The sequence below is a fragment of the Candidatus Competibacter denitrificans Run_A_D11 genome, assembly GCF_001051235.1.
In the GTDB taxonomy this organism is placed as follows: domain Bacteria; phylum Pseudomonadota; class Gammaproteobacteria; order Competibacterales; family Competibacteraceae; genus Competibacter_A; species Competibacter_A denitrificans.
Genome location: NZ_CBTJ020000001.1, coordinates 184,212 through 209,094, shown reverse-complemented (window position 1 = coordinate 209,094; position 24,883 = coordinate 184,212). Strand labels below are relative to the sequence as shown.

Here is a 24,883-nt window from a genome sequence, read left to right as displayed (position 1 = left end):
CCGGCGAGGGTTTTTATTTTGTAAGCTGAGCACTGGAATGAAAGAAAACGTGCTGGATGTGTTGATTTACTTGTTTCAGAGCTACATGGACGATCATGTCGATCCAGACCCTGACCGCGAATCGATCCAGAGCGAACTGGTCGCTGCCGGGTTTGCCTCGCGTGAGGTTCGGCAAGCGTTTGAGTGGCTCGATAGTTTGACGGCGCGGCCGGGAACGCTGGCAGTCAATCCTAGCTCGTATCGCATTTACGTCGGCCCGGAACTGGCCAAGCTGGATGTGGAATGCCGAGGTTTTTTACTGTCTTTGGAACAAGGTGGCATCCTCGGCTCGGAAACCCGTGAGCTGGTCATTGATCGGGTCATGGCATTGGAGGCGGATGACATCGGCTTGCAACAATTGAAATGGATCATTCTGATGGTCTTGTTCAATCAGCCGGGCCAGGAAGAGGCTTATGCGTGCTTGGAAGATATGGTATTCGACGAAATTCCCGGCTACCTTCATTAACAAGTACCCACCCTATAACAACGTGCGTCATTTTTACCTCGCCTGAATTTCCGTCGCGCCGGCGGATTTGAGCGGGTGGGCGCCCTCCCATCCCAGTTACCGACGCCAAGGTTATGAGTAAAAATCTGGTTATCGTCGAATCGCCGGCCAAGGCGAAAACAATCAAAAAATATCTGGGCAAGGATTTCGAGATTCTGGCCTCTTACGGCCATGTGCGCGATTTGATCCCCAAGGAAGGAGCCGTTGACCCCGCGCACGATTTCGCGATGAAGTATCAACTGATCGACAAGAACGAGCGTCATGTCGATGCCATCGCCAAAGCAGCCGCCAAGGCCCAGACGCTCTATCTGGCGACCGATCCAGATCGTGAAGGGGAGGCCATTTCCTGGCATTTGTATGAAATTCTTCGGGAACGCGATTTGCTGGCCGATAAGCCGGTGCAACGAGTAGTGTTCCACGAGATTACCGAACGGGCGATTCTGGATGCCGTGGCCCATCCGCGCACGCTGTCGCTGGCGTTGGTGAATGCCCAGCAAGCCCGGCGAGCGCTTGATTATCTGGTTGGTTTCAATCTTTCGCCGCTATTGTGGAAAAAAATCCGGCCCGGTCTGTCGGCCGGGCGGGTGCAGTCGCCGGCTCTGCGGCTGATCGTCGAGCGGGAAGAGGAGATCGAACGTTTCCAAACCACGGAGTATTGGACGCTCGAAGCCGATGCGCTCAAGGCCGGACAGCCGTTTACCGCCCGATTGATCGAGTACGCCGGTGCCAAGCTGACCCAGTTCAGCGTGGTTGATGGTGCCCAGGCCCAGACCCTGGAGCAGGCGCTGCTGACGGCCGCGCAAGCCAATCTCAAGGCAGTGACCACCCCGCCGGCCGCCAATGCACTGGGCCGCTTGCGGGTGGCGCGGGTCGAGCGCAAGCAGCGCAAACGTAATCCAGCCGCGCCGTTTACCACCTCGACCTTGCAGCAGGAAGCCTCGCGCAAGCTGGGTTTTTCGACCCAGCGCACCATGCGAATCGCCCAGCAGTTGTATGAGGGGATTGATACCGGCCAGGGTGCGGTGGGGCTGATCACCTACATGCGGACCGATTCGGTCAATCTGGCTCAGGATGCAATCAGCGAAATTCGCGCCTTAATTGGCCAGCGGTACGGGGTGAGCAATCTACCGCCCACCGCTCGTGTCTTTAAGACGAAAGCAAAGAACGCTCAGGAAGCGCACGAGGCGATTCGGCCAACGGTGGTGGCGGTAACGCCAGAGTCGATTCGTGCCCAGCTTAATGCGGATCAGTACGCGCTTTATGATCTGATCTGGAAGCGGACCGTGGCGTGCCAGATGATCGCGGCTACTCTGGATACGGTCGCCGCCGATTTGGCTTGCGGGGTCGGTAACCTGTTTCGTGCCACTGGCTCGACCGTCGCTAATCCGGGATTCATGGCGGTCTATCAGGAAGGTGTCGATGATCGACGCGAGGAAGAGGAAGATCGGGCGTTACCGCCTCTGGCGGAAGGTGAGTGGGTCGATATGCTGGCATTACGGCCTGAGCAGCATTTCACCGAGCCGCCACCGCGTTTTTCAGAAGCCAGCCTAGTCAAAGTGCTGGAGGAATACGGGATCGGCCGCCCTTCCACCTATGCCGCGATTATTTCGACCCTGCTCGCACGCGAGTATGCGGTGCTGGATAATCGCCGCTTCAAACCGACCGATATCGGGCGAATCGTTAATCGGTTTTTGACCCGGCATTTTACCCAATACGTTGATTACGATTTTACCGCCCGGCTGGAAGATCAATTGGATGCGGTATCACGCGGCGAGGAAGATTGGGTTCCGTTGATGCGGGAGTTCTGGGACCCATTCCATCAACTGGTTGATGAGAAGGCGGAAAGCGTATCCCGGCAAGAAGTAGTGCAGAGCCGAGAGCTAGGCCATGACCCCAAGACCGGCAAACCAGTTTCGGTGCGATTGGGCCGATTTGGGCCATTTGCCCAGATCGGTGTCAAGGAAGATGCGGATAAACCACGGTTTGCGAGCTTGCGCCCAGACCAGCGCATGGACACGATTTCGCTGGATGAGGCGTTGGTACTGTTCGAGTTGCCCCGCGCTTTGGGAACGACCGAAGAGGGGGAGCCGATTCAGGCCAATGTCGGCCGTTTTGGACCTTATGTGCGTTATGGCAAGAATTATGTTTCCTTGAAGGATGAGAACCCCTACACCGTCAGCCGCGAGCGGGCGTTGGAATTAATCGTCGCGCACCGACAAGCGGCCGCCAACAAGATTCTGCAAGCTTTTCCAGCGTCTGCCATTCAGATTTTGAATGGTAAGTTTGGGCCGTATATTACGGATGGCCAAAAAAATACTCGGTTACCTAAAGGCCGCGAACCGACCAGTTTAACCTTGGCCGAGTGTGAAACGCTGCTGCGTGATGCGCCTGACAAGAAACCAGCGGTGCGACGCGGGAATGCTAAAGGCCCGACGGGGAAGGCCAAGACTGCGGCTGGCAAGGCAACGGCTAAAGCGGCGGTTCCCAAGGCGGTGCGAGGTAAGACGGCTGCAACCAAAGCAACCGTTTCCGAGGAGACCGGCATCAGTACGCCCCCAACTAAAACCACCGGTTCCAGACCGGCGGCTGCCAAGACGCCTGCTATCAAACTTGCCGCCCCCAAAAGGGTAACGACCAAAGCCACGAAAACCACTGCTGCCAAGGCGGCTACCAAAGCGTCGTCAGGTCAGGCTTGATGGATTGGCTGCGGGTCCGCGCCGCTACTGAGGCAGTTCGAGCGGGCGGTATCATCGCCTATCCGACCGAGGCGGTGTTCGGCTTGGGGTGCGATCCGCTTGATGAACGCGCGGTACACCGCTTGTTGGCGCTCAAACGCCGGCCGATCCATAAGGGACTGATTCTAATCGCAGCCTCGTTCGAGCAGCTCAGTTGCTTCCTGCAACCGCTGACGTTGGCCGACCAGGCGCGGCTGGCGACGACTTGGCCTGGGCCGTGTACTTGGTTGATCCCCGCTCGATCCACGACCCCGCGCTGGTTGCGAGGCCAACATGATACGCTGGCTGTCCGTGTCACCGCCCACCCCTTGGCTGCGGCCTTGTGTCGTGCCTGCGGGCATCCGCTGGTCTCTACCAGTGCCAATTTGAGCGGTCGGCCACCGGCTCGCAGCGCGCTGGCGGTGCGCCGCCAGTTGGGCCAACGGATCGACTACCTGCTGGTTGGCCCGGTAGGGGGTGCCTTGAAGCCAACCGAGATCAGGGAACTCAGAACGGAAAGGCTGGTACGTGGTGCCTGAGATCAAGGCGGGTCCAGCAGGGCAATTAGCTGGATCAGCAGGTTTTTCACCCGCGCCATGCTGTGCTGGAGATTCTGTTCGATTTCGGCCATGGTGATTTGGCCGGCTACCTTGCCGGCTGCCCAATTGGCGACCACCGCGCAGGTCGCGTAGCGCAAACCGAGTTCGCGGGCCAGGGCGGCTTCCGGCATACCGGTCATGCCGACGATATCGCAACCATCCCGTGCCAGTTTACGAATTTCGGCAGCCGTTTCCAGCCGTGGACCCGGCATCGCTGCGTAAGTGCACGATTCGCGGGCGCCTAAATGCAACTGGCGTGCAGCCAGGATGAGGCGGTTTCTCAAGTCGGGACAGTACGGTTCGGTGAAATCGATATGGGTGACCTGGCTGAGATTTTCCTCGAAGAACGTGCAAGCTCGGCCATAGGTATAATCGATAATCTGATCCGGGAAGGCCAAGACGCCTGGCGCCATATCGTCGCGGATACCACCGACCGCCGCCACAGCGACGATCTGTTGGACGCCGGTTTGGTGCAGCGCCCACAGATTCGCTCGATAGTTGATCTTGTGGGGTGGTAGCGTGTGATCGAGGCCGTGGCGGGCCAGAAACACCACGCTGCGCTCCCCCAATTGGCCTCGGATCAGCGGGCTGGAGGGTTCGCCGTAAGGGGTGGATGGGTGCTCGCTACCAGTGATTTGCAAAGGGTCAAGCGCCGTCAGGCCAGTGCCGCCGATGATGGCAAGAAGCGGAGTCATGACGGGTATCCTCGTGAACAGGGATGAAAGGGGAGTCTAGCGGCCAAGCACGCGGTTGCCATCACTCGCGGGCGGCGTAAATCGCCGTCAAGTTGCGCCAATACTCTTGATAGTCCATGCCGTAGCCGAATACATAGCGATCTGGAACCTCCAGACCGACAAAATCGACTATCAAACCTGCGGGTTTGCGATCATGCCGTTTATTGACGAGCACGGCGCTGTAGACGGCGTGCGCCCCTGCCTGGCGGATTTCGGCCAAGATCGACTGCAAGGTATCACCCTCGTCGAAAATATCATCCACCACCAGGACGACTTGCTCGGCGACCGACGGTCGTGGATGGGCGATCCAGGTGATTTCACCGCCACGGGTATGACCTCGATAGCGAGTGGCGTGCAAGTAGCCGACGCGCAGCGGAAAATGCAAGCGCGCAAGCAGATGGGCGCCGAGCACGAAACCCCCGTTCATCACCAGCAGCACCAATGGATCGCGCTTGGCCAATTCGGCGGTGATCAGCGCCGCCATCCGATCCAAGGCGCTGCCGATCTGGGTCGATGAATACAGCAGTTCGGCTTCTTGCAGGGCGACAAGCGCCTGCTCTGGGGTTATACCGGCCATACCGAATTCCGCAAATGATCGGTTGAGTAGATTGGGCGCTTAAATATCCATCTCTAGCAGAGGGGCAGTTTCGTAATCGCGCACCAGCCGCGCCGCGCGTTGCCAAAGCGGTCCATTGCGCAAGCGCTCGGAAATGATCCGACCACGACCATGCAAGCGAATCAAGCGTAACTGGCTGACCGGATCGACGGTGTGGCCTAGATGGTCGAGAATCGCGACGGCCGCGCGTCGGTCGTTGCAAGCTAACACCATGTCGCAGCCGGCCGCCAGGGCCGCTCGCGCCCGTTCTGGTGGTGTCCCGGCCTCGGTGGCGCCGGCCATATCCAGATCATCGCTGAAAATCACCCCTTGGAATTCCAGTTGGTGACGGAGAATATCCTTTAGCCAGCGGGCCGAGAACCCGGCCGGCCGCTGATCAATGCGTGGATACACCACATGGGCCGGCATCAACGCCGCCAACCCGTAGTGGATCATTCGCTCGAAGGCCAGCAGATCACCCGCAGCGAGATCCTGGTAACTGCGCTCATCGACTGGTAGTTCTAGGTGGGAATCGGCGGCGATACCGCCATGGCCGGGAAAATGCTTACCCACGCCCTCCATGCCGGCTTTTTGCATCCCGCTGAGGTAGGCGTGCGCCAGATCGGCGACCGCTTCCGGGTCGTGATGGAATGCGCGATCACCGATAATTCCGCTAACGCCGTGGTCTAAATCCAAGACCGGTGCAAAGCTGAAATCAACGCCGACCGCTCGCAGTTCCGCCGCCATCAGCCAGCCGGTGACTCGTGCAAGCTGTTTGGCGCGCAGCCGATCCTGGTCGTAAAGCTGACCCAGGCAGCGCACGGCTGGCAGCCGGGTGAACCCGTCGCGAAACCGCTGCACGCGACCGCCTTCGTGATCTACAGCGACCAGCAACCGAGGTTGGCGCAGGGCGTGAATCGCGGTTGTCAGCGCCGCGATCTGTTCTGGGGAATGATAATTGCGGCTGAACAGAATAACCCCCCCCACCAACGGATGGCGCAAGAGGTTATTTTCTTCGGCGGTCAATTCCCAGCCGTCCAGCCCTAACATCACCGGCCCCAGACCCATAGATTCGCGCTCCACGTCGATTTCGGCTAAAAATGGCCTTAATGATAGCGTCTAATGAGCCGATAAGCAGTGGTTATGGTCAAGCGGGTGATTGACAACCGATGAGGTATCGGCGAAAAACCTACCCATGGATTCCGGGTTATTTCTGCAAATGGACGCAGGAATCAATGTTGGCACAGGCTTGGGTTTGGCGCTGTCTTACTTTATCGTGACTAGGCGTTGCAGCGGATCGCTCTCAGTCAGCGGTAAATCATGGTAGGGTAGCTCTTTTGGCATCTGTAGGCCTGTCCTCATGGCACAACGCTATTGCGTGACAGCCTAACAATTGATCGTCGATGATGTGAGCATGGCACGGCAAAACCTGAAAGCCTGTTGGTTGGCAGAAGACTCGGGGAAGGTCATACTCCGTTCTATGCGCCATATTCCTTTGTGGGTTTGGAAGGAGGTTCCCTTCTTGGCGGCTTCACCGGAGCAGCGAGCATGAGTGAAAACCCGGCGCGTATCCTAATCATCGACGACGAACAGTTGGTTCTTGAGGTGCTCGCCAGTTTTTTGGAGGACAGCGGGTTTAGCGTACTCCAGGCAGACAACGGCGCGTTAGGTCTTGATCTGATTAGCTGGGAGCAGCCTGACTTAGTGATGTGCGATTTGCGTATGCCAGACATGGACGGCTTGAATGTTTTAGAGCAGATCACCCGCGATTATCCAGAGTTACCGGTGCTAGTGGTGTCTGGGCTAGGCGGTATGAATGATGCGATCCAAGCGCTCAAGCTCGGTGCCTGGGATTACGTCACCAAGCCGATTGAGGATATGGCGATCCTGGAACATGCCGTCCGGCGGGCCTTGGAGCGAGCACGGTTGCGGCGTGAAAACCGTGAGCATCGGGAACATTTAGAGGCGATCAATGAACAACTGCGACAAACATTGCGGCGGTTGCAGGAAGATGAATCGGCCGCGCGGCGTATCCAGTTCCAACTGCTGCCGGAAAACGATAAAGTTTACCGAAGCTATCGGTTTAATCGGCATCTGCTAACATCGCAGTATCTGAGCGGAGATTTCGTCGATTACTTTGCCATCGATGGCGAACATTTGGGGTTTTACATCGCCGATGTTTCCGGGCACGGGGTGTCCTCGGCCTTTGTCACGGTGATGCTCAAGAGTTATATCGGCCGCTACCGGGAATTGCACCGGCAGAACCGAGATCGGGGTATCCTAAATCCCGCCGAAACGCTCGGCCGGTTGAACCGGGAAATTTTCAGTTGCCATATGGACAAATATTTGACCATCTTTTATGGCGTCATTGAGTGGGGTACCAACCGGTTGCGCTACAGCAGCGGGGGCCAGTTTCCCTTTCCGATCTTATTCGACGGCGAAAAAGCCTCCTTTCTCGGCAAGAAAAGCTTGCCTATCGGTTTGTTCGATTTTGCCAGCTACCAAACCGAGTCAATCCAGCTGCCGCCGATGTTTTCCCTGGTGCTCCTCTCGGATGGGATTCTGGAAACCTTGCCGCAAGTCAACTTGCGCGAGAAACAGGCCTTTTTGCTCGAAACGGTTCAAAACGTCGATCTGGGGCTTGCGAGTTTAATCCAAGCCCTTGGGCTGGATCAGGTTGGCCCGTTGCCGGATGATGTGACTCTGCTGCTGGTTGAGAGGGCAGCGTGACTATGGAAGAAGGTTCTGCTTTTTATGTCAAGCAAGGGGATACCTATATCCTCAAGCTGGTCGGTGATATCCGCTATACCATGGGTTGCGCGTTGAGCGATTTTCTCGACGGTCTATTCGCCCGTGTCGATTATGCGGATATCGTGGTCGATATGACCCAAACGTACTCAATCGACAGCACCAGTCTTGGCTTGTTGGCCAAGATCGCCAATTTCAGCCACGGGCGCTTCGACCGTAAGACCACTCTGTTATCCACGCACCCTGATGTTAATCAAGTGCTGGAAAACATGGGATTTTACGAGATTTTTGATGTGCGCGACACGGGGGAGACGATCTCGGAAACTTTGCAGCAATTGGCGACGGATGAGCCTTGCAAGGGTGATCTGACCCGGATCGTTTATGAGGCGCACTGTACGCTCAGCGAACTCAATCCCCGCAATCAGGAAGCCTTTCACGTCGTGATCGAAGCCTTGCAAGCCAAGCTGGGAGAGCATTGATCCTGATCGGTGATCAACACCCGGTCACCGGCGGCGACTTGCTCGAACAAAGCGACCAGTTCCCGGTTTGTCATTCGAATACAGCCATGGGAGAGCGGAATACCCATGGGGGCATGATCTGGGCAGCCGTGAATGTAGATGAAGCGCCGTAAGGTGTCGCACTCGCTGCCCCGGTTACGGCCTACCTCTAACCCAGTCAACCATAAGATGCGCGTCAGAATCCAATCTCTTTCTGGTTGATCCGCCGCGAGGCGTGCGCTGTAGATTTCGCCGGTCGGGCGTCGGCCAACGAACACCGTGTTAAGCGGTAGCCCGTCGCCAATTTTGATCCGAATCCGGTGCCAACCGCGCGGGGTACAACCGCTGCCACGCTGTTCACCAGCGCCATTGCGGCCGGTTGAAATGGGATAACTCGCCACCGCTTGCGCTCCCACGCACAACGTCAGGCATTGTTGCGGGATACTGATGTGAATTAATCGTTCGGACATGACCAGGTGCTGTAAGGGTGCCGGGCCAGTTGCGAGTTGTAATAGCGAATATCGTGCGAGACCTCCTCTCCCAACCAATCCGGCCGGACAAAGGCGTCATCGGGATGCTTCAATTCTAGCTCGGCCACGACTAGGCCGGAATTATCGCCGGTGAATTCATCGATTTCCCACCGGTGACCGTGATGCCGAACGAAATGGCGGGTTTTTTCCAGTAGGGGTTTTTCGCATAAGGTATCGAGCAGTTCTTCGGCTTCGGCCAATGGAATCGAGTATTCATATTCGCTGCGCTGAATTCCTAACGTGCCGCTTTTGATATTCAGAAAACCTTGCCCATCCGCCACCCGCACTCGCACCGAACAGCGCGGGTCGCTCATCAGATAGCCCTGCCGCATCGGTACCGAGCGTTCGACCTGTTGGCGCCAGCGGTCGTCGTGCAGCAAAAACTTGTGTTCGATTTCAATGCCCATACTTGAGATGCCTCGCGCTGATAGCCCAAACCGCCCAATACGGTGTCGGCTCCATTTGTATTATCGGGGAAATCGTTGTATGAGTCTCTTTGATTCCCGTGTTAGTGGAGTATCGTCATGGCCGAACCTCGTTATACCAACCGTTTGCTGGAAGAAACGAGTCCGTATCTGCGCCAGCACGCCCATAATCCAGTCGCTTGGCAACCGTGGGGTTTGGAAGCTTTAGCGCAGGCGCGGCGCGAGGAAAAGCCGATCCTGTTATCCATCGGTTATTCGGCGTGTCACTGGTGCCACGTCATGGCCCACGAATCCTTCGAGGATGAAGCCACGGCCCAGGTCATGAACGACCTGTTCATCAATATTAAAGTAGATCGTGAGGAACGGCCTGATCTCGACAAGATTTATCAAACGGCTTTTCAGTTGATGAACCGCCGCGCTGGTGGGTGGCCATTGACGATGTTTTTGATGCACGACGATCAAATGCCTTTTGTCGGCGGCACTTATTTCCCGAAAGAGCCGCGTTATGGAATGCCCGCATTCACCCACGTCTTGCAGCGGGTTAGTGAATATTATCAACAGCATCGGGAAGCGTTACGCGACCAAAATCACGCCTTGCTGGCAGCCCTGAATTTTGAAGCGACAGTTTCTGCGGATAGCCAGGCCGTTTTGCACGATGCGCCCTTGAAGATGGCACGGGATCAATTACTACGCAGTTTCGATGCGGTCAACGGTGGGTTTGGCGGTGCGCCGAAATTTCCGCATCCAACTCATCTGGAGCGTTTGCTGCGCCATTGGGCGGCAGGTATCGAGTGCGGCGCCGTGGGTCGCCAGTGCGAAGTGGCTGCGGTGACAACTCTACGCAAGATGGCCTATGGCGGAGTCTACGATCAGCTTGGGGGTGGCTTTTACCGCTATTCGGTGGATGCACAGTGGCAAATCCCGCACTTTGAGAAAATGCTCTACGACAATGGTCCGCTGTTGGCGTTGTATGCGCAGGCTTGGCGTGCCAGCGGTGATCCGTTATTCCGCGTTGTGGCCGAGGCGACCGGCGAGTGGGTCATGCGGGACATGCAGGCGCCAGAGGGCGGTTATTACGCCACGCTCGATGCCGACTCGGAAGGAGAAGAAGGCAAGTTCTATCTGTGGACGCCGCCACAGCTTCAAGCGCTATTGGCAGAAGAGGAGTATGCAGTCGCCGCCCACTATTACGGACTCGACCAACCCGCCAATTTCGAGCAGCACGCTTGGCATTTGCGCGTGCCCGCCGAGAGCCTGGAGCCGTCCTTCCCAGCCGATACACCGGCAGTCTTGCGGATGGAGCGGTTGGCTGGCGCTCGGCAAAAAATGCTGGCGGCCCGATCACAGCGTATTTGCCCAGGCCGCGACGAGAAAATTTTGACGGCCTGGAATGGCCTGATGATTCAGGGAATGGCTATAGCCAGCCGCCATTTAGGGCGAGCCGATTTTGCCGCTTCGGCGGAACGCGCGTTGGATTTTATCCATGCTCACTTGTGGCGTGACGGCCGTTTGCTGGCGGTCCACAAGGACCAGCAGAGTCGGCTCAGCGCCTATCTGGATGATTACGCATTTCTTATCGCGGGTATCCTGGATTTATTACAGTGCCGTTGGCGGCAGGGCGATCTCGATTTTGCGCTGGCTTTGGCCGATGTTTTACTGGAACAGTTTGAAGATCAGGTGGCGGGCGGTTTTTATTTCACTGCCGATGATCACGAGCGCCTGATCCAGCGGCCCAAGGCGGCGCACGATGATGCCCTCCCGGCCAGCAATGGGATTGCGGTGCAAAGCTTGTTGAAGCTTGGACACTTGACCGGACGCACGGCTTATTTGGATGCCGCTGAGCGGGCGTTACGCTGGGCTTGGCCGACACTTGGGCAAATGCCTGCCGCCTGCAATGCGCTGCTCACTGGCTTGGAAGATTATCTGACGCCGGTACAAATCATCGTGTTACGCGGTCGTGGGCCTGCGCTGGCGGAATGGCGGGCGCGTTGTATCCGACCTTATGCACCGCGTCGATTGACTCTGGCTATTCCCAGCGATGCCACGCTTCCTCCGGGGTTGCTGGCTGAGCGGCGGGCCGGTGATGCGCCGGTTACCGCCTATCTCTGTGGCAAAATGGAGTGCCTGCCCCCTATCACCGCATTCGATGAGCTGGTGGAGCACTTGGTGCCTTTAGAAATGGGGGATCTTGACTAGGAAATACGCAGAACCGTAGGCGCCGCGTTGTACCTCCCATATAATGAGAGGGGATAGATTATTTATTTCGTGCGCGACCACGAACCTTATCGCTTTCCCGGAAAGCTCGCTCTTTTTTTCCGGTAGAGGCGCTGTTAGCTGATCCCATCTTGGAGAGAGTCCATAACCATGACAGTTCATCTTTACTTCTCGTTGATTCCCGAGGCGTTGATCGCTTCGATGTTGTCCCCGGAACAGTTCGGCCAATACTATTCAACCGGCCATAAATACAAATCCAAGGGGCAAGCCATCTTTTTTGAAATCGACCCCAATTTCCGGCACGAGTTTTTTAACATTGATGAGGGTCTGAAACGCTGTGTTGCGCACCCTGATGGAACGCCCAAAAATTCGGTTTATATCGCGGTGTATCGGGTCTTGGAGCACATTCCGATCAGCGCGCTACAAAAGCTGTATCTGAGCACCGCCTATGGTCAAACCCTGGGACTCAGCCGCAGCGATGCATTTCCGCCCAAGGAGAAGGGCCTGCATATGTATCAGGATCTTGCTCCGGTCAATAGTCTGGTCGTTAGCGCGCAGGATGCACGCAGCTACTACGAAGGGGTGACCAGCCAACCGGCCAAATTCATTCGTTTCCCCGGTTTGTGCTTCGTCGAGCTGGGATTGGGAGCGTTGGCGACCGATCCGGCCAACGGCGCAGTGGGCGATCTGCCGTACTCCTTCATGCATCATTTGCGCGAGGCCTTGCTCGAAGTCGATCCAACCGGCAAGCAAAGCAAGCTGGTGCATCGGGTGCATTCGCTTGAATTCCCCTACCGTATGATCAAGAGCGGAGTTTATATGGGTAATGGGCCGGAGCTGGCCTTCTATCCGATACCCACGCACGATGTCCTACGTCGCGAGCATAATAACTGGTGGCGTTCGGCTAATCTGACCTGATCGTGTAAATAGCCCTTGTCGGCTCTTCTTAGCGGGGAGCCGACTTTGGAGCCAGCGGCTCGGTTCTGTACTGGCAAACCAGTGGTTGGCCGAAGAATCGTTGGTCAATAAAAGGCCACGCCCGACCTGTTGCCAGGCCGGGCGTGGCGGTATAAGACCGAGGAGCCGCGCTTAGTAAGGCTCGTCGTAATAACCCGGTGGTGGCCCATAATCGCGATAACCCTGTGGAGGGCGTCGGTCGCGTCGATAATAAGGCTCCGGCCCCTCATATCGATCACGATAATCCATCTGGTTGCCGATAGAACCACCGATCACCGCGCCCGCCAAGCCACCGGCCAAGGCACCATTTCGATCATCCAATTGGTGTCCGATGACCGCGCCAGCGGCTGCACCGGCCAAGGCACCATTATGGGCATGAGCGTATGGGGAGCCTGGCGGAGCACAGGCCGTGGTCAACCCCAAGGTGGCGGCGAGAAGGGCAAGTCTGTATAGCGTGCTCATCGCAGGTTCTCCAAAGATAGTCGCATCGGGCAGGGTAAAAAGGCTGACGGCGCACCCACTAATCATCTAAGGATCATCGTGGGTACGCCGTCATCAAAACCCACATACACCCACACTGTGGAACGCATTATTGAACCAACAATGTGAATGTTGCCTGAATGCGAGACGCCGACCCGGATGGTGAGGCAACGAATCGTGAGATAGCACCAAGATTAGGGCTTGGTAGGGGATGCGAGGTGTTCGGCAAGCTCATTGCCGATCAGCGCTGCCCGCCAGCCATGCAGCAATCGAGAATCCTGGCCGGTCAGCAGGCATTCGATATCTCGCTGGTCGGCAATATCACGAGGATCGATGCCATAGTGGCTGGCTCTCGTCTCAATCCACTGTAGCAACTTTCCCGCCTGGAGCGCGCCCTGTTGGGAAAAAGTTGGGCGGCGTGTATGGTCCGGCCAACATTCAGGGGGTTCTTGCCGGGCGCTGGCGATCAGCTCTAGCAAAGCCGCACCGTGCCGCCGACAGGTCGTACCAGGTAAGCCACGAATCTGCTGTAGCGCATCTTGGGTATCTGGAAGGCGACGGGCGAGTTCTACCAATACACTGTCGTCGAGAATCCAACGGCGTGGCCGGTCGTGTTGGCGAGCTTGATCCTCTCGCCAAGCCGCCAGCGCACGCAGCACCGCGCGCCCAGGTCCACGCAAGCGGTTTTGCTCCCGAATCCGCCGCCACTCTTGTTGGGGTTGTGGCTGATACCGGTCAGGATGGCTCAACGCTTGAAAATCTTCTGCCAGTGCGCTCAACCAACCGCGCGCGTCAAGGGCAGTTCGCTGGCGAGTGTAAATCTCTCCCAGATAATTCACGTCATCCGCCGCGTAAGCGAGCCATGCCGTAGGCAGTGGCCGCTGGCGCCAGTCGGCGCGGGTATGGGCCTTGGCTAGATCTATACCCAGGATCTGTTGCACTAAGTTGGCATAACCGAGTTGGCTGCCACAGCCCAACACCAGTGCCGCCAATTGCGTGTCGAAAATCGGTGATGGGACGCTGCCGCGCAGGTGAAAAAAGATTTCCAAATCCTGGTGGCCGGCGTGCAAGATTTTGAGGATGGTCGGATCATAAAGCCGCTCTAATAACGGTTCCAGCGATGGCAGCGCCAGGGCATCGATACAGGCGATTTGGCTAGGGATGGCAATCTGAATGAGGCAAAGCTGTGGATAATAGGTCTGTTCGCGGATGAATTCAGTGTCGAGCGCTATCCACGGTACAGCGTGGATCTGTTGGCAAAAATCACTGAGTGCCGCCTGATCGACGATATACAGAGGATTCATTCACGCCGCCAGTTGCCTGATTTGCCACCTGTTTTTTCCAGCAAGCGGATATCGGTCATCGTCATGGCACGGTCGGTGGCCTTGCACATGTCATAGACGGTGAGCAGTGCGACTTGCACGGCGGTTAAGGCTTCCATCTCAACACCGGTGCGACTGACGGTTTCCACCGTGGCTTGGCAGCGGACTAGATTTTTGTCACTGATCGGCTCCAAATCGATGGCGACCCGCGTTAGTGCCAATGGGTGACATAGCGGAATCAGATCAGCGGTGCGTTTGGCGCCCATGATGCCGGCGAGACGGGCGATGCCGAGCACATCACCCTTGGCGTGCGCACCGGCCACGATGCGTTGCAAGGTGGCCGGCTGCATATGGATAAACCCTTCAGCAACAGCCACCCGGCGAGTGATCTCCTTATCGCCCACATCGACCATGTGGGCCTCGCCGGCGGCGTTGAAGTGGCTTAATTCAGCCACAGCAGAAGCCTACTTCATTGCCACCAACAGCGGCACGATGAGCAGGGCGACGATGTTGATGATTTTGATCAACGGATTCACGGCCGGGCCAGCGGTGTCTTTGTAGGGGTCACCTACGGTGTCGCCAGTGACGGCCGCCTTGTGCGCTTCCGAACCTTTGCCGCCGAAGTTACCGTCTTCGATGTACTTCTTGGCGTTATCCCAAGCGCCACCACCCGCGGTCATCGACAGGGCCACGAACAGGCCAGTGATAATGGTGCCCATTAGCAAACCACCCAATGCCTTCGGTCCAGCGTCGGGACCCATCAGCCAGGCCATACCAAATGCGACCACGATGGGGGTCAGCACGGGCAACAGAGACGGAAGGATCATTTCCTTGATCGCGGCCTTGGTCAGCAAATCAACCGCGCGCGAATAATCGGGCTTGGTGGTGCCTTCCATAATGCCGGCGATTTCCTGGAACTGACGACGCACTTCCAGCACCACGGCGCCCGCCGCGCGACCGACCGCTTCCATCGCCATTGCGCCGAACAGGAACGGGATCATGCCGCCGATGAACAGGCCGATGATGACCACCGGATCGGTCAGCGAGAAATCGACCTTGATATGAGCCAGCTCCAGCTTGTGCTCGAAATCGGCGAACAGCACCAGCGCCGCCAGACCCGCCGAGCCGATAGCATAGCCTTTGGTGACCGCTTTCGTGGTGTTGCCCACCGCATCCAGCGGGTCGGTGATCGCACGGATCTTCTCATCCATCTCGGCCATTTCGGCAATACCGCCGGCGTTGTCGGTGATGGGGCCGTAAGCGTCCAGGGCGACGATGATACCGGCCATCGACAGCATAGCGGTGGCGGCGATAGCGATGCCGTAGAGGCCCGCCCAGGAGTAGGACAGGCCGATGCTCAGGCATACCGCCAGCACCGGCAGTGCGGTCGCTTTCATTGAAACTGCCAGTCCGGCGATGATGTTCGTCGCGTGACCAGTGGTGCAGGCTTCGGCCAATTTACGCACCGGGCTGAACTCGGTGGCGGTGTAGTATTCGGTGACCACCACCATCGCAGCGGTCAGGCCCAAACCGACCAATGCTGAACCCCATAGGCCCAAGAAATGCTGGCCACCCATGAGAATCCAGATAACGGGGATGAACGCCACGGCGGAAATACCACCAGCGACCGCTAAACCGCGATACAGCGCGTTCATGATCTTCTCGCCTTCGCGCGCCTTGACAAAGCCACAGCCGATAATCGAGGCGATAATCGAGACCCCACCCATGACCAGGGGCAAGGCAATCGCATTCTTGATCAGATCACCGGTAAACATCAGGCTACCAACCAGCATGGTGGCAATGATGGTGACAGCATAGGTCTCAAACAAGTCGGCCGCCATGCCGGCGCAGTCACCCACGTTATCGCCCACGTTGTCGGCGATCACCGCTGGGTTGCGCGGGTCGTCTTCAGGAATACCGGCTTCGACCTTACCCACCAGATCAGCGCCGACATCCGCGCCCTTGGTGAAGATACCGCCGCCCAGACGGGCGAAAATGGAGATTAAGGAGCTACCGAAAGCCAGGCCGACTAGCGGGCCAAGATCAGGGACAGCGCCGCTGTAGGCATAGAGCAGGGCATAATAGCCAGCGACGCCGAGGAGACCGAGGCCGACCACCAGCAAGCCGGTGATTGCACCGCCGCGAAACGCCACTTCCAAGGCCGCGTTCAATCCCCCGTGCGCGGCTTGGGCGGTACGAACATTGGCGCGCACCGAGACGTACATGCCGATATAACCGGCTACACCCGAACAGATGGCGCCAATGAAAAAACCAATGGCTGATAAGCTGCCCAGTGTAAAGAAGATAATGGCGCCGACAATCACGCCAACAACCGCAATCGTGGTGTATTGCCGGTTCAGATAAGCGCGGGCGCCTTCCTGCACGGCGGCGGCGATTTCTTGCATTCGCGCGTTGCCAGCATCCTTGGCGAGAATCCATTTGACCGACTGGGCGCCATAAATCAGTGCCCCAATTGAGCAAAGTAATGCCAAGATTAACCCTACTGTCGCCATGACCCGATTCCTCCGCAGTATGAATAAGGTAAGAGCATAATTTTTCTCCAGATTATTGTGTGCTGTTTATGTTTATGGCGCTCATTCTCACGGCCGGCACAGCCAATCCCACAACCGAACGTCGATCAAGTACCGCAACGGGATCGTCGGGTATGAAAACCCGAACCAGCATACCACGCCCTCAAAAAAAAAGAGGTCAAGATGACCACGACAAGTGGCTGGTCGCCAACAACCGCCTGTCCCCCACATGAAACAGCCAAACCCCGCCAAGCTGAGTGACTGACCGCATTTGACTGATACATAGTTTATTGATGATCGTTGTAGCGTTCCACACATTGTAAGATTTCGGCTTTAGCTTCTTCTGCGCTACCCCAGCCGTCGATTCGAACCCACTTGCCGGAATCAAGGTCTTTATAATGTTCAAAAAAGTGCGCGATCTGATTCAGTTGAGACTTGGGCATCTGGTCTACTGAGTCGATCTGGTCATAAAGCGCGCATTCGGTTTTGATGGGTACCGCCAAAAGCTTGGGATCGCCCCCATCCTCGTCTGTCATGTGCAGCACGCCTAAGGCGCGACAGCGCACGACACAGCCGCTGATCACTGCTAAAGGCGCAACGACCAGCACATCCAAGGGATCGCCATCCTCACCCAACGTTTGAGGAATATAGCCATAATTGCAGGGGTAGTGCATCGCGGTATTCATAAACCGATCCACGAATAAAGCACCCGTTTTCTTATCCACTTCGTATTTAACGGGGTCTGCGTGCGCGGGTATTTCGATGATGACATTGAACTCTTCAGGAACATTATGACCAGGACCTACTCTCTCCAAGATCATCGGATAACCTTTTGCGCGGCAGTGGTGGAAGAGGAACGTTATCGCTACCGCTTATACTACAACATGGCTGAACGCTTAGCAGCTTGAGCCTTGGGGTAAACGTGCGGAGAACGGACCAGGGGTCTTGGCTCTCACTCAATGCGTCGGTTATGCCGGTATGGATTCGATAAGTCGAGCGGCTGTTTGACGAATCCGCACGCTATAATTTAAGCGCATGATTCAATTTCCGGTATTGATTGCCCACCACTGAAAGAGTGAAATCATTATGAGAATCGTTCTATTAGGCGCTCCCGGCTCCGGTAAGGGAACTCAAACCGACGCCATCATCGAACGTTACGGCGTCTCCACCGTCGCCACCGGCGATTTGCTACGCGCTGAAGTGTCCGCCGGCACGGAATTGGGCAAGCGGGCCAAGCCCTACATGGATGCTGGCGACTTGGTGCCGTTCGATCTCGTGCTGGGCATGATTGAGAACGGGTTGAACGCACTGGCCAGAATTAACCCGAGAGGCTTCATGATGGATGGCTTCCCGCGCGATCTGGCCCAAGCGGAGGCCCTGGACCAACTGCTAGCCAAGATTAACCAGCCGCTTGATGCGGTTCTGTTCATTGAGGTGGATTACGAGGAGATCGTCAAGCGTTTGTTAGGACGCGGCCGTGCCGACGACAACGAGGAAACCATCCGCAACCGCTTGCGGGTGTTCGAGGAAAAAACCGCGCCGCTGATTGATTACTACAAAAAGAAAGGTCTGTTGCACACCGTTAAAGGCACTGGCACCGTGGGCGATATCGGTACCCGCATCCGCTCGATACTCGACGCAATCGCCTGAACCAGGCGCTTTGCTAAATCGTGGATGCCCCGGTTGCTGCCGGGTCTGACCAGCGGGTCGGGGCATTCAGAATGGATTGCAGGTCGCTTATCCGCCCAGATACGCTTTTCTGACCTCATCGTTGGCCAGCAGGTTAGCGCCGCTGTCGGCCAATACAATCCGGCCGTTTTCCAGCACATAACCGCGATCCGCCAGTTGCAGGGCGCGGTGGGCGTTCTGTTCCACCAGGAAGATGGTGACGCCTTCCTCACGGATTTCCTTCAGAATTTGAAAAATCTGGGCGATGATGATGGGAGCCAGTCCCAGCGACGGTTCATCCAACAGCAACAGATTGGGCCGACCCATCAAACCGCGACCGATGGCCAGCATTTGCTGCTCGCCGCCGGACAGGGTGCCGCCGCGCTGATGGCGGCGTTCCTTGAGGCGCGGAAACAGGGTAAAGACCCGTTCCAGATCGGTTTCCAGCCGTGACTTGTCGGCGAAGAAACCGCCCATCTGCAAGTTTTCCTGCACGGTCAGGCCGGGAAAAATCCGCCGACCTTCCGGCACCAGCGCCAGCCCGCATTGCATGATGACATGGGTCGGTTTCTGGGTGATGTCCTGCCCCTCGAAGATCACCGCGCCCTTGCTGGCGTGCGGCGAACCGCAAATGGTCATCAGCAGGGTGCTTTTGCCCGCGCCGTTGGCCCCGATCAGGGTGACGATCTCGCCAGGATGCACGTCCAGCGACACCCCTTTCAGTGCCTCGATCTGGCCGTAGAAGGTGTGAACGTTCTCTAGCTTCAGCATCATGAGGGAGTTCCTTGCAAGGTAGTGCTCGCCGAGCGTTGCCATAGCCGGATCGTAAAGTCGTGCGCGGTGGCGATCAGATCGGGTTCGGTGCCGTTGTGGACACGCATTCCGGGAATGACTTTGTAGCGGATGCCCATACCGCGAAAGTCCACATAGCGATAGTCGCGCAGAATATTGACCAGGGTTTGATTGCGGGCGTAGCGAAACCCGGCTTTCAAAGAGTCCACCGTCGCCGAGTTTGGCAGGCGGCCAGGGCTGGTCACTTCCAGCCGGTCGGCGTAAATCGCCAGCAGGATATCGGCTCCGGCTACGGCGTAATCACGGTGCGCCACCGCATTGACGATGACTTCGCGGAGTGCTTCAACCGGATAGGCTGGGATATCTTCGCGGCGGCCGCCAACCAGACGGGCGCTGGGTTGCGTGTTGCGGTTGACGAAATCCAGCGCCTGTTCGATCAGTCCCGTTTCCATCAGGGTGTTATCTGTACCAAGCAACGGAGTGATCGGAGCCGTCAGGTTTTGATCGGCGCGAGCGGCGTAATCCGGTTGATCGCCAGCGTAGGCGATGGCGCGAATGCCGGCCTGCGGCAGAAATCGCCGAGGCTGTTGGCCAAACAGCAACAAGCCGTCAATGGTGGGAACGGTGGTTCCGCCACTGACCGCCATCAGTTCCAAATTGACCAGCAGTTGTTCCCAGCCGGCGGTGTCGTCATCGGCGGGATGCGTTTGAACCAGCGTTTGCGCGAAGTAATTTTTCAGGCGTCGCCGGTCGAAATCCGCCAAGGTCGCGCCAGGAACGGGTTTAGCGCCGTAATGCAGGCGACCGGCATCCTGAAACATCCGTTCCAGTTCATCGCGGCCAGCCTCGCGGGTGGTACTGCCTACCCGCAGGTAATAGCTGCGCCGGTGATGGTGGATTAGCGCATAAGGCTTGCTTGGCCCGGACAGTATCCGCACCGCCGCAATGTCCTTGCCAGGCTCCACATCGCGGTGCAACTCGTAGTACGGAATCAGCGGCGGGTCGATTTTAACCCGGCACAGTTCCATGACCCATTCTTCCAGATTCGGCCGGGTGAGTCCCGCGAAGTCACCCTCATCGGCCACACCCAACAACACGACCCCGCCCATGAAATTGGCGAAGCCGACGATTTCCTTGGCAAGATCGGTATTGTCAACTTGATCAAGCTTGAATTCGACGCCGGAACTTTCACCGTTGTGGATGAGTTCCAGAAGTTCGGTGCGCTGCATGGGCATCATCGGCCTATTCTTCTCCCAGATAGGCTTTGATGACCTTGGGATTGCTGCGAATCTCCGCCGGCGCGCCAGTGGCGATAGGCCGGCCGTATTCCATCACCAGAATCTCGTCGGAAATGCCCATCACCAGACTCATGTCGTGCTCGATCAGCAGCACCGCGACCTCGTGGTTGGCGCGCAGCTCATTGATCAGCCGATCCAGATCGCGGGTTTCCTGCGGATTCAAGCCGGCCGCCGGTTCATCCAGCATCAGCAGCTTGGGGTGGGTGATCATGCAGCGGGCGATTTCCAGCTGCCGCTGCTGGCCGTAAGCGAGATTACCCGCTTCGCGGTTGGCGACGGCCAGCAGCCCGACCTTTTCCAGCCAGAAGGCAGCCCGTTCCAGCGCCTCGGCTTCGGCGCGGCGGTATTTAGGCGTTTTGAACAAACCGGGCAGCAAGCGGGTTTCCAACTGGGTATGCTGGGAAATCAGCAGGTTTTCGACCACGCTCATGGTTTTAAACAGCCGCACATTCTGGAAGGTGCGCACCAGTCCCAGCCGGGCGATCCGATGGCTGGGCAGATGGTTGATCGCCTGTCCGTCCAGCGCCACACTGCCGGTGGTGGGATGGTAGAAACCGCCGACGCAGTTGAACACGGTGGTCTTGCCCGCACCGTTGGGGCCGATGATGGCGAAAATCTGGCCGCGCCGGACATCGAAAGCGACGTTATCCACCGCCAGCAGGCCGCCGAAACGCATACTCAGGTTCCGCACCGCCAGCAAAGGCTGATCGGCGGGTTGGCCAGCGGGGAGCGCAGCAGCGAGGCTCATTGGGTCGCCTCCGCATGTTCGGGCAATTTCTGCGGTGGGCGGGAGGCGGGAATCAGCCCTTGCGGTCGCCACATCATCATCAGCACCATCACCAGCCCGAAAGCCAGCATCCGGTATTCGTTGAACTCGCGCGCCAGTTCCGGCAACACGGTGATAGCGACCGCCGCCAGCATCACGCCAAGTTGCGATCCCATCCCGCCCAGCACCACAATCGCCAGCACCATCGCCGATTCGATGAAGGTGAAGGATTCGGGATTGATATAGCCTTGCCGGGCCGCGAAAAAGGCTCCGGCGAAACCGGCGAAGGCGGCGCTCAGGGTCAGCGCCGACAGTTTGATGACGGTGGGGTTCAAGCCCAGCGAACGACAGGCGGTTTCATCTTCACGCAGGGCTTCCCAGGCGCGGCCCAGCGGCATCCGCAGCAAACGGTTGATCACAAACAGGGTGGCCAGCACCAACGCCAGCCCCAGCAAATACATGAAAATCACCCCGTGATTGCCGCTGTAGTCCAGGCCGAAAAATTCGTGAAAAGCCGTTCCATCCTCACTGGCGACACGGTTGAATTCCAGCCCAAACAGGGTGGGGCGGGGAATGTTGCCGATACCGTCGGGACCGCCGGTCAGCGAATTCAGGTTATTCAACAGCAGTCGGGTGATTTCACCGAAACCGAGGGTGACGATAGCCAGATAATCGCCGCGCAGCCGCAGCACCGGCAGGCCGAGCAGGAAGCCGGTCAGCGCCGCCAGCCCACCGGCCAGCGGTAAACCCCACCAGAACGACAGCCCGTATTGCTGGGCCAGATAGGCGTAGGTGTAGGCCCCGACCGCATAGAACGCGGCGTAGCCCAACACCAGCAAACCGGCGAAGCCGACCACGATGTTCAGCCCCAAGCCCAGCATCACGTAGATCAAGGCCAGCGTCATCACGTCCACCGCGCCGCGCGAGGCGGTGAACGGCCAGATCATGGCGGCGGCCAGCAGCAGCAACCACAGCGCCAGCCGATAACGTGGCTGCTGGACGGTCTGACCCAGAGCGGCGGTCAGGGCGTTTTCGCGCCAGGAAGCCGGCGCGCGCAGCTTGGCCCAGAGCCGTTGCAGCGGCTGCTGGAACAAGCGCAGCAAAAAGACGATCACCACCGCGACGATGACCGGCATCGGGGTGCGATTGAGCGAGACGTTGACGCCATCAACGCGAATGTGCAGGCCAAAGATCGGGGTGAGGAGGACGGCGGTCAACGCCGCCGCCAATAGTGCATCGGACAGGGCGCGGGGCATGGCTACACCTTCTCCACGTCGGGCCGACCCAACAGGCCGGTGGGTCGCACCAGCAGCACCAGAATCAGCAGCGCGAACGCCACCACGTCCTTGTATTCGGTTTGCAGATAAGCGGAGGCGAAGCTCTCCGCCAGCCCCAGCACCACCCCACCGAGCATCGCGCCGGGAATGCTGCCGATTCCGCCCAGCACCGCCGCCGTAAACGCCTTCAAGCCGGCGATAAAGCCGATGAAGGGATTCACCAGCCCGTAATACATGCTGACCAGCACTCCCGCCACCGCCGCCAGCGCCGCGCCGAGCACGAAGGTCAAGGCGATCACCCGATCGGTGTCGATGCCGAGCAGGTTGGCCATGCCGCGATCCTCGGAACAGGCGCGACAGGCGCGGCCCATCCGCGAGCGGCCGATAAACAGGGTCAACCCGCTCATGAACGCCACCGTAATCACCGCGATCAGCACCTGCATGTAGGACACATAAACTTGAAAGCCGCCTTCCGGGCCGAAGCGCCAACCGCCGGTCAACACCGGCTGCATCGACACATCACGCGCGCCCTGGCCGATCTGCACGTAGTTTTGCAGGAAGATCGACACGCCGATGGCCGAGATCAGTGGCACTAGCCGGGGACTGCCGCGCAAGGGACGATAAGCCAGCCGCTCCACCGTCCAGCCGTAGGAACCAGTGACCAGGATGCTGATAGCCAGCGTCACCAAAAGAATCGCGGTGATGCTATGGACGCCGAACAGGCCCAGGCCGGTAATGACCATCAGGCCGACATAGGCGCCGATCATGTAAATCTCGCCGTGGGCGAAATTGATCATGCCGATGATGCCGTACACCATCGTATAGCCGATGGCGATCAGGGCATAAATGCTGCCCAGCGTCAGACCGTTGATGATCTGCTGAAGAAATTCGAGAAAGGAGAACCCAGACATGGCCGCCGCGACTGAGAGGGTGGACTACCGAACGCCGAGCGAGCGGCGCACCAACAAAAAGGGCGAGGTTTTTAGTCCTCGCCCTGGCTCCTCAGGTTATTTGACCGGGGTCTTGGTGGCGTCGGCGTGCCAGTTGAAAACGACGAACTCGAATTCCTTCAGGTCGCCGTTCTCTTTGAAAGCCACCTTGCCAATCGGGGTTTGGAAGCTGTTCTTGCGGACATAATCGGCGATCTTCACCGCATCTTCGGTCTTGGTGGCCTTGATGGAATCGGCGATGATCTGGACCCCCGCATAAGCCGGCATGACGAAGGGGCCGGTGGGGTCTTCATTCTTGGCCTTGAAGGCTTTGACCAGCTCGGCGTTGGCCGGATCGGCGCTGAAATCGGCGGGCAAGGTCACCAGCAAGCCTTCGGAGGCCGGGCCAGCGATGGCGCTGATGTCTTTGTTGCCGACGCCTTCCGGCCCCATGTACTTGGCGTCAAAACCCTGTTCGCGCGATTGCCGCAGCAGCAGGCCCAGTTCCGGGTGATAGCCGCCGTAATAGACGAAATCCACCCCGTCTTTCTTCATCTTGGTGATCAGCGCCGAGAAATCGGTCTGGCCCTTGTTGATGCCTTCAAACAGGACAGGCGTGATGCCAGCGGCCTTGACGGTCTTATCGACTTCTTTGGCGATGCCTTCGCCGTACTGTTGCTTGTCGTGAATGATCGCCAGTTTCTTGGGTTTCACTTTATTGGCGATGTAACGGCCGGCGGTCGGGCCTTGCTGGTCGTCGGTGCCGATAGTGCGGAACACCATCTTGTATTTCTGTTGGGTGATGGCGGGGTTGGTGGCCGCCGGGGTGATCATGAAGATGCCTTCGTCCTCGTACAGCTTGGAGGCGGGCTGGGTGGAGCCGGAACACAGATGGCCGATCACGAACTTGATTTTCTGGTTGACGATCTGGTTGGCGACGGCGACCGCCTGTTTCGGTTCGCAGGCGTCATCCATCACCACCGCTTCCAGCTTTTTGCCGTTGACCCCGCCCTTGGCGTTGATCTGTTCGACCGCCATCTTGGCGCCCATCATCTGCATGTCGCCGTATTGGGCGACCGGGCCGGTGGTCGGGCCAGCCAGCGCGATCTTGATGGTGTCTTCGGCGGCGTGCGCTGCGCTGCCCAGACCCAGGATAATGGTCGTCACGGCGGCACTTAAAACATGGCGGCTGAATGTTTTCATAATAAATCTTCTCCTCAAATGGTTCTGCAATCGAGTTGCTGATCAGCTCAGTCTGCGCCC

The 24,883-nt window shown here is 57.9% G+C and carries 24 protein-coding genes; 8 read left to right on the top strand and 16 right to left on the bottom strand.

Annotated features, from left to right (window positions below; all coding sequences use genetic code 11):
* Positions 1-37: 37 nt before the first annotated feature.
* The 3 genes from BN873_RS00840 (at position 38) to tsaC (ending at position 3,797) form a co-directional block, all read left to right on the top strand.
* A complete protein-coding gene (locus BN873_RS00840) occupies positions 38-505 on the top strand; it encodes a Smg family protein (protein WP_048669996.1) in 468 nt (155 codons plus the stop codon).
* Positions 506-618: 113 nt separating this feature from the next.
* A complete protein-coding gene (locus tag BN873_RS00835; RefSeq protein WP_048669994.1) occupies positions 619-3,240 on the top strand; it encodes a DNA topoisomerase I in 2,622 nt (873 codons plus the stop codon).
* Positions 3,240-3,797 (top strand): L-threonylcarbamoyladenylate synthase type 1 TsaC, encoded by a 558-nt coding sequence (gene tsaC, locus BN873_RS00830; protein ID WP_048669993.1) that lies wholly within the window; start codon positions 3,240-3,242, stop codon positions 3,795-3,797. Before BN873_RS00835 ends, tsaC begins: the two co-directional genes overlap by 1 nt.
* 2 nt (positions 3,798-3,799) lie before the next feature.
* On the opposite strand, the gene BN873_RS00825 is transcribed toward tsaC, so the two are convergent.
* The 3 genes from BN873_RS00825 to nagZ form a co-directional block, all read right to left on the bottom strand.
* Positions 3,800-4,552 carry an S-methyl-5'-thioinosine phosphorylase gene (locus BN873_RS00825; protein WP_048669991.1) on the bottom strand — a complete coding sequence of 251 codons (753 nt, stop codon included), beginning with the start codon at positions 4,550-4,552 and terminating at the stop codon, positions 3,800-3,802.
* Positions 4,553-4,613: 61 nt separating this feature from the next.
* Positions 4,614-5,168, bottom strand: coding sequence for a hypoxanthine-guanine phosphoribosyltransferase (locus BN873_RS00820; RefSeq protein ID WP_048669990.1), 555 nt, complete (start codon positions 5,166-5,168; stop codon positions 4,614-4,616).
* A gap of 39 nt (positions 5,169-5,207) precedes the next feature.
* Positions 5,208-6,254 (bottom strand): beta-N-acetylhexosaminidase, encoded by a 1,047-nt coding sequence (gene nagZ, locus BN873_RS00815; protein WP_048669988.1) that lies wholly within the window; start codon positions 6,252-6,254, stop codon positions 5,208-5,210.
* A 480-nt stretch (positions 6,255-6,734) separates the two neighbouring features.
* On the opposite strand from nagZ, the gene BN873_RS00810 reads away from it, so the two are divergent.
* Both BN873_RS00810 and BN873_RS00805 read left to right on the top strand, forming a co-directional pair.
* Positions 6,735-7,916 (top strand): SpoIIE family protein phosphatase, encoded by a 1,182-nt coding sequence (locus BN873_RS00810; RefSeq protein WP_048669986.1) that lies wholly within the window; start codon positions 6,735-6,737, stop codon positions 7,914-7,916.
* Between the two features lie 2 nt (positions 7,917-7,918).
* Positions 7,919-8,413 carry an STAS domain-containing protein gene (locus tag BN873_RS00805; RefSeq protein WP_048669984.1) on the top strand — a complete coding sequence of 165 codons (495 nt, stop codon included), beginning with the start codon at positions 7,919-7,921 and terminating at the stop codon, positions 8,411-8,413.
* Here the strand turns inward: BN873_RS00805 and BN873_RS00800 are convergent.
* On the bottom strand, positions 8,368-8,901 hold the full coding sequence (locus BN873_RS00800; protein ID WP_048669983.1) for a L,D-transpeptidase: 534 nt from the start codon (positions 8,899-8,901) through the stop codon (positions 8,368-8,370). The two genes, BN873_RS00805 and BN873_RS00800, sit on opposite strands and share 46 nt — an antisense overlap.
* On the bottom strand, positions 8,886-9,368 hold the full coding sequence (locus tag BN873_RS00795) for a CYTH domain-containing protein (protein ID WP_048669981.1): 483 nt from the start codon (positions 9,366-9,368) through the stop codon (positions 8,886-8,888). The genes BN873_RS00800 and BN873_RS00795 overlap by 16 nt, the downstream gene beginning before the upstream one ends.
* Positions 9,369-9,485: 117 nt before the next feature.
* Here BN873_RS00795 and BN873_RS00790 point away from each other — a divergent pair, with 117 nt between their 5' ends.
* Both BN873_RS00790 and BN873_RS00785 read left to right on the top strand, forming a co-directional pair.
* Positions 9,486-11,582 carry a thioredoxin domain-containing protein gene (locus BN873_RS00790; protein WP_048669979.1) on the top strand — a complete coding sequence of 699 codons (2,097 nt, stop codon included), beginning with the start codon at positions 9,486-9,488 and terminating at the stop codon, positions 11,580-11,582.
* A 168-nt stretch (positions 11,583-11,750) separates the two neighbouring features.
* The gene (locus BN873_RS00785) at positions 11,751-12,518 is read left to right on the top strand and encodes a hypothetical protein (RefSeq protein ID WP_048669978.1); all 768 of its coding nucleotides are present in this window, start codon (positions 11,751-11,753) and stop codon (positions 12,516-12,518) included.
* Between the two features lie 171 nt (positions 12,519-12,689).
* On the opposite strand, the gene BN873_RS18685 is transcribed toward BN873_RS00785, so the two are convergent.
* The 5 genes from BN873_RS18685 to ppa all read right to left on the bottom strand — a co-directional run bounded on the left by BN873_RS18685 (position 12,690) and on the right by ppa (position 17,711).
* Positions 12,690-13,019 carry a glycine zipper 2TM domain-containing protein gene (locus BN873_RS18685; protein WP_053085191.1) on the bottom strand — a complete coding sequence of 110 codons (330 nt, stop codon included), beginning with the start codon at positions 13,017-13,019 and terminating at the stop codon, positions 12,690-12,692.
* Positions 13,020-13,231: 212 nt separating this feature from the next.
* Positions 13,232-14,341: a ribonuclease D gene (gene rnd, locus BN873_RS00775; RefSeq protein WP_048669976.1), complete on the bottom strand. Its 1,110-nt coding sequence runs from the start codon at positions 14,339-14,341 to the stop codon at positions 13,232-13,234.
* Entirely contained in the window at positions 14,338-14,814 is a 477-nt protein-coding gene (moaC, locus tag BN873_RS00770; RefSeq protein WP_048669974.1) for a cyclic pyranopterin monophosphate synthase MoaC, read from the bottom strand. Before moaC ends, rnd begins: the two co-directional genes overlap by 4 nt.
* Positions 14,815-14,823: 9 nt before the next feature.
* Positions 14,824-16,872, bottom strand: a complete 2,049-nt coding sequence (locus BN873_RS00765) for a sodium-translocating pyrophosphatase (protein ID WP_048669973.1) — start codon at positions 16,870-16,872, stop codon at positions 14,824-14,826.
* A gap of 305 nt (positions 16,873-17,177) precedes the next feature.
* Entirely contained in the window at positions 17,178-17,711 is a 534-nt protein-coding gene (gene ppa, locus BN873_RS00760) for an inorganic diphosphatase (RefSeq protein WP_048669972.1), read from the bottom strand.
* Positions 17,712-17,976: 265 nt separating this feature from the next.
* Here ppa and BN873_RS00755 point away from each other — a divergent pair, with 265 nt between their 5' ends.
* The gene (locus BN873_RS00755; RefSeq protein WP_048669971.1) at positions 17,977-18,540 is read left to right on the top strand and encodes an adenylate kinase; all 564 of its coding nucleotides are present in this window, start codon (positions 17,977-17,979) and stop codon (positions 18,538-18,540) included.
* An 87-nt stretch (positions 18,541-18,627) separates the two neighbouring features.
* Here BN873_RS00755 and BN873_RS00750 read toward each other — a convergent pair whose 3' ends face one another.
* The 6 genes from BN873_RS00750 to BN873_RS00725 all read right to left on the bottom strand — a co-directional run bounded on the left by BN873_RS00750 (position 18,628) and on the right by BN873_RS00725 (position 24,823).
* Positions 18,628-19,329 carry an ABC transporter ATP-binding protein gene (locus BN873_RS00750; RefSeq protein WP_048670105.1) on the bottom strand — a complete coding sequence of 234 codons (702 nt, stop codon included), beginning with the start codon at positions 19,327-19,329 and terminating at the stop codon, positions 18,628-18,630.
* Positions 19,329-20,588, bottom strand: coding sequence for an ATP-binding protein (locus BN873_RS00745; RefSeq protein WP_242434333.1), 1,260 nt, complete (start codon positions 20,586-20,588; stop codon positions 19,329-19,331). The genes BN873_RS00750 and BN873_RS00745 overlap by 1 nt, the downstream gene beginning before the upstream one ends.
* Positions 20,589-20,592: 4 nt before the next feature.
* Positions 20,593-21,396, bottom strand: a complete 804-nt coding sequence (gene livG / locus BN873_RS00740; RefSeq protein WP_048669969.1) for a high-affinity branched-chain amino acid ABC transporter ATP-binding protein LivG — start codon at positions 21,394-21,396, stop codon at positions 20,593-20,595.
* Positions 21,393-22,670 carry a high-affinity branched-chain amino acid ABC transporter permease LivM gene (gene livM / locus BN873_RS00735; protein ID WP_048669967.1) on the bottom strand — a complete coding sequence of 426 codons (1,278 nt, stop codon included), beginning with the start codon at positions 22,668-22,670 and terminating at the stop codon, positions 21,393-21,395. Before livM ends, livG begins: the two co-directional genes overlap by 4 nt.
* Before the next feature lie 2 nt (positions 22,671-22,672).
* Positions 22,673-23,602 carry a high-affinity branched-chain amino acid ABC transporter permease LivH gene (livH, locus tag BN873_RS00730; RefSeq protein ID WP_048669966.1) on the bottom strand — a complete coding sequence of 310 codons (930 nt, stop codon included), beginning with the start codon at positions 23,600-23,602 and terminating at the stop codon, positions 22,673-22,675.
* 96 nt (positions 23,603-23,698) lie between these two features.
* The gene (locus BN873_RS00725) at positions 23,699-24,823 is read right to left on the bottom strand and encodes a branched-chain amino acid ABC transporter substrate-binding protein (protein WP_048669965.1); all 1,125 of its coding nucleotides are present in this window, start codon (positions 24,821-24,823) and stop codon (positions 23,699-23,701) included.
* Positions 24,824-24,883 lie beyond the last annotated feature (60 nt).